Raw genomic sequence first — 6204 nt, 5'->3', positions numbered from 1 at the left:
CAAGAGTATGGTTCGCACTCGCTTTACTCTGCCGCGTAGCGGCTTCGTTCAACAATCTGCTTAAGAGCATTGAGCTCTCATGAGCTTATTGGTTTTTAGTACTCTAGATCTTCACTGCCACCCGCAGCTGTAAACCATGCCGTTAGGTGTGTTTTAAGATCTTTCAATTCGTCAGGGCCAATCAATGCAAGGCCAAGATCTTCAGCTCGTGTGATGTCGTTATGGCGAAGAGGGCGGAAGCTCACTAACATTGCACGTGCTTGTAGGCCACCTAGCAGGTCTCTAAGCGATTCCAGTTTGTACAAGGTGTCATCACCATCATCACGCATGCCTTTGGTCTTACATTCGATGATGTGCAGCTTATTGTTCACCACAGAGGCAACATCAAGCTCGTTACGAACCTCACGTTCACCCAGTTGACGGTATACCTGAACATTCAAAGAACGGTCTTGAATGGTCGGCATGTCATCTTGGATCTGCTTAACTGTGCTGTGAACCAATGTTTCAAGCCATTCACCGTTTGAGAAGCGGCGCGCGTCTTCGTTGGCAAAGGTCAAAATACCATTGTCGTATGTCGCAATTTTAGCTTCAACCAAATCGCTCAGCAGCATGTTGAGCTCGCGATAGCCTTGTTGCTTCTCAGATAGGCCTACATCAAGTTTTTGTTCTTTACGGCAGGTCGTTGCTAGGTAGTTCAATGTCGCAAGGCCAGGGCCTAGTTCGAGTGCGTTACTTGCCCAACGTTCACCCAGTTCATAAAGTTTCTGATCCAGTTGCGGAGACAGCTGAACATCGCTGAATTCACCGCGAGCACCGAACACAGTTAGGTAGTCGTCGATAGTGATGCGGTCTTGAACTTGTGCGTCTTCTTTACCATTAGGGTACAACCAGCAAAGCTTGTCGCTATTTGGTTCAACCACGAAGATTGGCCAGTGGTAAGTACGGAATACTTCGTACACAGAAAGTAGGCGGTGACGGAGGCCACAACTTGCGTTGAGCTTCACTTCTTGACCGCGTGCTTTGAGGTCTTCGGCAAGGGTTTGGATAGATTCTTTAATGACAGATGTATTTACGATGGTCGGAATTTCGAAAAACTCACTCGTAATGTCGCGCTTGTGCAAAACGCTGTCTAAACGTTTGTACATACTGACTTGATTTTTGTCACCGATAAACACGATGTGAGTGCTGACCGTCCGGTTATCAAGTAATGGGGTGAGCAAGCGAATGGGGTCTTGATCGATAATGCCAACATGAACAGCCATATAAATTCCTTAATAGCGGCTCGCTCATAAAGGTGAAAGAAAAAACGGGAAGCAGCAAGCCTTAATAATCATATAATGACAAAGCTCATAAAAAACAAGGGCAACCCTTGATAAAAGTTGCCCTAGCTCAATTAGTCACCACTATTGGGTAAGAAGTCTCAACAATCTCACTAAATATCTATCGATTCTTCATTTATCTATAGTTTGAATTGATGTACTAAATCACCTTGCTGATTCGCCAAAATTGTTAGGTTTTGGCTTGCCTCCGCAATTGAAGACATCGCTTGGTAACTCTTATCTGCGATGTGGTTGATGTCTTCGATGTTGCGTGCAATATCACCAGACGTTTCACTCTGCTCAGCGGCTGCTTGAGAGATGTGTGTACTCATGTGGCTGATCTCTAGAATCAAGGCTTGGATCTCTTCCATCGCACTGTTTGCACTTGAAGCTTGTTGAACCGACATGTCCATATCGCTCATACAGCTTTCAATTACGTTACTTGCAGTTTTCGAGCTTGATTGCAGATTGCTGATCATAGTCTCGATTTCAGAGGTTGATTGAGTGGTCTTCTGTGCTAGCACTCGTACTTCATCGGCAACGACTGCAAAACCACGACCTTGTTCACCTGCACGCGCTGCTTCGATTGCCGCATTAAGTGCAAGTAGGTTGGTCTGTTCAGCAATACCACGAATAACGTCAAGGATTGAACCAATCTGGCTACTCATCTGTTGTAGCTCGCCTACAGCGCCCACTGATTCAGTAAGGCGAACTTCAAGCTGATTAATGGTGCTGATGTTGGTGTTCATGATCTGACGACCAGACTCAGAAGCCGATTCTACTTGTTGAACCATGGTGAGTGAGCTTTGCGCGCTGTTCGCCACTTCTTGTACAGAATGAGACATCTCTGTCATTGCGGTCGCAACAGTCGCGGTTTGCTCACGTTGGCTGTTCAATTGAGCCTGCGTTTCAGATGACGTCTTCTGGTTGACGCTTGCAGTCTTAGTTAAGTCATCTGAAGCATCATTCAACTTCACAAGGATATTGTGCAGGTTGTCAGCCAAGGTGTTGATGTGACGGCTCACGCGGCTGAATTCGTTGTCGTAGCGAATATCGATACGCTGAGTCATATCACCTTCAGTTAGACCTTCTAATGTACCGAGGATGCGAGTTAATGGCTCTCGTACGCTGTGTGCAATGTGGTAACCAATCGCAGCAGCGAACACAGTCACAACAATGCCAATGGCAATCGCGTTGAATAGGCCTTTGTCGTAGATGCTGCTTGCGTCAGCGAGTGATGAGTTAAGTTGCTCTTCAGCGGTCACGTTGAATGAGTCCAAAACAGCCATCGCTTGGTCAACTTCTAGAGCTAGGTTAGCGATGTTCACGTACAACGCTTGTTTGGCTTGTAGGTAGTTGTTGTGTTTGTCTAGTACGCCACCTTTCTGACCAACGTCTTTGGTGAACTTCTGAACCGACTCATCGAAGACATTTTTAAGTGCTGGTAGTTGTGTTGATAGACTTCGATAAGCGTAGTTAAGATGAGTAACGGCCTTTTTGTTTTGGTTAACGGCTTTTTGAACGAAGGCAACATCAGAGCTAGCAAGTGCATCAGAGGTAATAACTTCTGCGTCTTGCAGTTTGATGAAGTAGCTCTTTGCCATCACTTTTACAGAGATGCTTTTTTGGTCGGCAACGTACTCTTTCATACCAACGGTTAATTCTGAATGTAAGCGTTGGAAGTCACGAGACGCTTTTTGTACTTGTTCTTGTGCTTCGAACATCGCGACGTAGTTGTTCATCGCTTCGTCAGCTTCGGCGAAGTAGCGTTCTTCCATTGCTCTTAATTGCGCGATACGTTCAACAAGTGAAGCATTGTTTTGGCTTGCCGCTTCTAAACTACCGAGAACTTCTGAAAACGAGTTTTGTGATGCAGCAAATTCTGTACGCATTGCAGACATGCGTTCAGCGTTTTGTGTGGTTAAGAAATCTTTGAATGACTTATCAGCAGAAAGCAATTGAACACTCGTTTGATTTGAAAGCGCGACAAGTGGTAATGAGGTTTCTGAGACACTCTCAAAATTGCTGTGTATCTGATTCATGCTGTTCATCATGATGGTTATCGTGACTGCGAACATGATGATGATCAGTGCGAAACCAGCGTACATACGCTTGATCACAGATCCCTTCATGGCTTTCTCCCTAAATAAAAATGCAGACCTAATGTCAGGTCAAAGTAAAACTAACAAAATTATCAGCATTCTATTGAGCTCGGCTTACGCATTTTATGACGCACACGTCAAAAATAGCACTCAGTTATAACCAACATGCCATTCTTGAGAGCTAAGGCTCGTTTTCTTTGATTTGAACGGTGTTTTTTATTATGCTTTAAAGCAGATTTATTGTGGTTTGATGCGGCATAGCGCATACTCAAAGCATTAAAAAATAAATGTTTTATCGGAGAGAAACATGGCTGAAGAAACCATTTTTACTAAGATCATCAACAAAGAAATCCCAGCAGATCTACTATACCAAGACGATTTAGTAACCGCATTTCGCGATATTAACCCTCGCGCGCCAAGCCATATCCTAATCATCCCAAACAAGCTGATTCCGACAACTAACGATGTTGAAGTCCAAGATGAAGCGATGATGGGGCGCATGTTTACTGTTGCTCGCAAGTTAGCAAAAGAAGAGGGCATTGCAGAAGATGGCTATCGTCTTATCGTGAACTGTAACTCTCACGGTGGCCAAGAGGTTTATCATATTCACATGCACTTGGTTGGCGGCCGTCCACTTGGCCCCCTATTAATGAGCTAATAAAAAGTTAATGAGCTAATGAAAAGCTAACGAGTTAATGAAAGCTAATGAGCTAGTTTAAACGCGCTCATTAGTGGGTTAACACAAGTAGTTAGTTGGAAAATTTGTAGTTTGTATGCCAACTTTAAGTTCTATCTGTTGTCTGAATATCGGCATCGCCTAGGCAGAGGCTAAATCAGTAGGGTTTCAACTGGCTTGAGATCCTTTTTACAACGCGTTTCGTTTTGATAATGAGACCATTAAAGGTCAGCAGACCCTAATAAAGTAGGCATTTTAAACATGCACGGAGACGATAAGTGAAGCAACAGTTTAGATTCGCTTCCATTGCCCTGTTATCGGCGTTGACCGTAGGTTGTGCGAGTATGTCTGCAGGAAGCCTGTTCAGTCATTACAGCGCACAAAACAAAGCGATCTACCAAGCCGTTAAATCTGGAGATTATTCAGAGGCTCAGCAAGAGCTACCAGATTACGCGGCAGGCGACATCCTTGATAACTTTGAAAGAGGCAGAATTAATCTGCTGGATCAAAAATACCCTGAGAGTAAGGCTTCGTTTGAAGTGGCTGATCAGGCGGTTACTGAGCAGCAACGCAAAGCCGTGATCTCAATCTCAGACAGTGCAACCAGTGTGGGTGCGTTGGCTGTGAATGACAATATTACCGAGTATGTGCCAGCCGATTACGAGTTGGGCTTTCTTCATCTGTATCTCGGTTTAAATTACCTCAAGAAAAACGATTTAGAAGGTGCGGTGATCGAAATGCGTCGCGCCAACCAAGTTCAAGAACAAGCGAAGAAGCAACGCGAGGCTGAGTTAGACAAAGCAGCCAGCGATGCGAAGAAGCAAGGCTTGTCTGCCAATGTGGGTAGCATCCTTGCCAATTACCCTGATGCGGGTAAGAAACTGCAGTCAGTACAGAATGCGTATCTGATGTTCTTGTCTGGTCTGCTTTATGAAGCGTCAAATGATTTAAACAGCGCCTACGTTGACTATCGTCGTGCTTTGGCTGTGATGCCAGATAACCAAGAAATCATCGATAGAACCATGGCAACAGCCGCTCGTTTAGGGATGCGACAAGATTTAGCAACATTAGAAAAACGCTATAAGCAACCTTCTAAACTTAGTGCAGGTGAAGGGCGAGTGATTGTTCTTCAAGAGCAGAGCGCTGTGCAAGCTATGGACAGTTGGCGACTGGATTTGCCTGTTTATGACAGTCGCGATCAGGGGGCAATATACTCTCTTGCGCTGCCATATTACCCAAGTCAAAACGTAGAGCGTTTTTCTGCCTTGCGAATCAGCGGACAGCCGCTACAAGAACATTTGATCACTGATGTAAACGCGATGGCGCAGAACGATCTATCGGAACGTATGACAAGCATTGTTATTCGCCAAGCGCTACGTGTAGTCGCGAAAGATCGCATTCGAAAAGAAGCAACCAAAGGCGATGATGTCGGTAATATTCTGTTCAACGTGTGGAACACACTGACAGAGCAACCAGACACTCGCAGTTGGCAATCATTACCTGCAGAGATTAAGAGCAGTACGTTTGTAGCAAATAGCGGTCAATATACGTTGGAAGCGGGCGCTAAAACGTACGACTTTGATATTCGAGAAGGGCAGACCACCTTGGTGTGGATTTCTCGACAAGGAAACAATGCAACAATGTGGCATAAACAGCTAGGGAGGCTGTAATGAAAAAGTGGTTAGTGAGCTTAGCAGCGGTTATGGCTCTGGCTGGTTGTGCTGATAATACAGCTGGCGTAAGGGTCGATAGTCTGACTCAGAACGTTTTCTTTGGTGACAAGGTATTGGGCAGCCGTTTACAGGTTGAAGATATTCGCACCGATCTGGTCGACGGTCATACGCGAGGAATCGTTCGTTTAAACAGTAACTATAAAGGCGATCAACATATTCTTTATCGTTTTTACTGGTACGACGATGCCGGGCTTGAGGTCAACCTTAAACAAGGTCCTTGGAAGCAAGCGATTGTTCGTGGTTTTGAAAGTATTTCGTTGTCGGAAGTGTCGGTAAACCCGAAAGCGACTCAGTTCAGAGTCCAGTTCCGAGAGCAGTAAGTTAGATTAAACGGGTCTCATGATTCGTAAATACAAGAATTTAAGAGTGTGGGT

5 protein-coding genes are annotated in these 6204 nt (G+C 45.0%); 3 read left to right on the top strand and 2 right to left on the bottom strand.

Annotated features, from left to right (window positions below; translation table 11 throughout):
• Window positions 1–95: 95 nt before the first annotated feature.
• Complete coding sequence (locus AB6E52_RS18860; protein WP_017065293.1) at window positions 96–1262, bottom strand: DUF1887 family protein; 1167 nt, start codon at window positions 1260–1262, stop codon at window positions 96–98.
• Window positions 1263–1459: 197 nt separating this feature from the next.
• On the bottom strand, window positions 1460–3451 hold the full coding sequence (locus AB6E52_RS18855) for a methyl-accepting chemotaxis protein (protein WP_102321272.1): 1992 nt from the start codon (window positions 3449–3451) through the stop codon (window positions 1460–1462).
• Between the two features lie 277 nt (window positions 3452–3728).
• Between AB6E52_RS18855 and hinT the strand changes: the two genes are divergently transcribed.
• The 3 genes from hinT (at window position 3729) to AB6E52_RS18840 (ending at window position 6150) form a co-directional block, all read left to right on the top strand.
• Window positions 3729–4079 (top strand): purine nucleoside phosphoramidase, encoded by a 351-nt coding sequence (gene hinT, locus AB6E52_RS18850; RefSeq protein ID WP_017060220.1) that lies wholly within the window; start codon window positions 3729–3731, stop codon window positions 4077–4079.
• 296 nt (window positions 4080–4375) lie between these two features.
• Window positions 4376–5767: a COG3014 family protein gene (locus AB6E52_RS18845; RefSeq protein ID WP_102321273.1), complete on the top strand. Its 1392-nt coding sequence runs from the start codon at window positions 4376–4378 to the stop codon at window positions 5765–5767.
• Entirely contained in the window at window positions 5767–6150 is a 384-nt protein-coding gene (locus AB6E52_RS18840; RefSeq protein ID WP_017060222.1) for a YcfL family protein, read from the top strand. The genes AB6E52_RS18845 and AB6E52_RS18840 overlap by 1 nt, the downstream gene beginning before the upstream one ends.
• The last annotated feature ends 54 nt before the right edge of the window (window positions 6151–6204 follow it).

It is taken from the genome of Vibrio sp. 10N.247.311.13 (assembly GCF_041467595.1).
In the GTDB taxonomy this organism is placed as follows: domain Bacteria; phylum Pseudomonadota; class Gammaproteobacteria; order Enterobacterales; family Vibrionaceae; genus Vibrio; species Vibrio crassostreae_C.
Note: the sequence above shows the minus strand (reverse complement) of the source record. Positions and strands in the feature narration are given on the sequence as shown.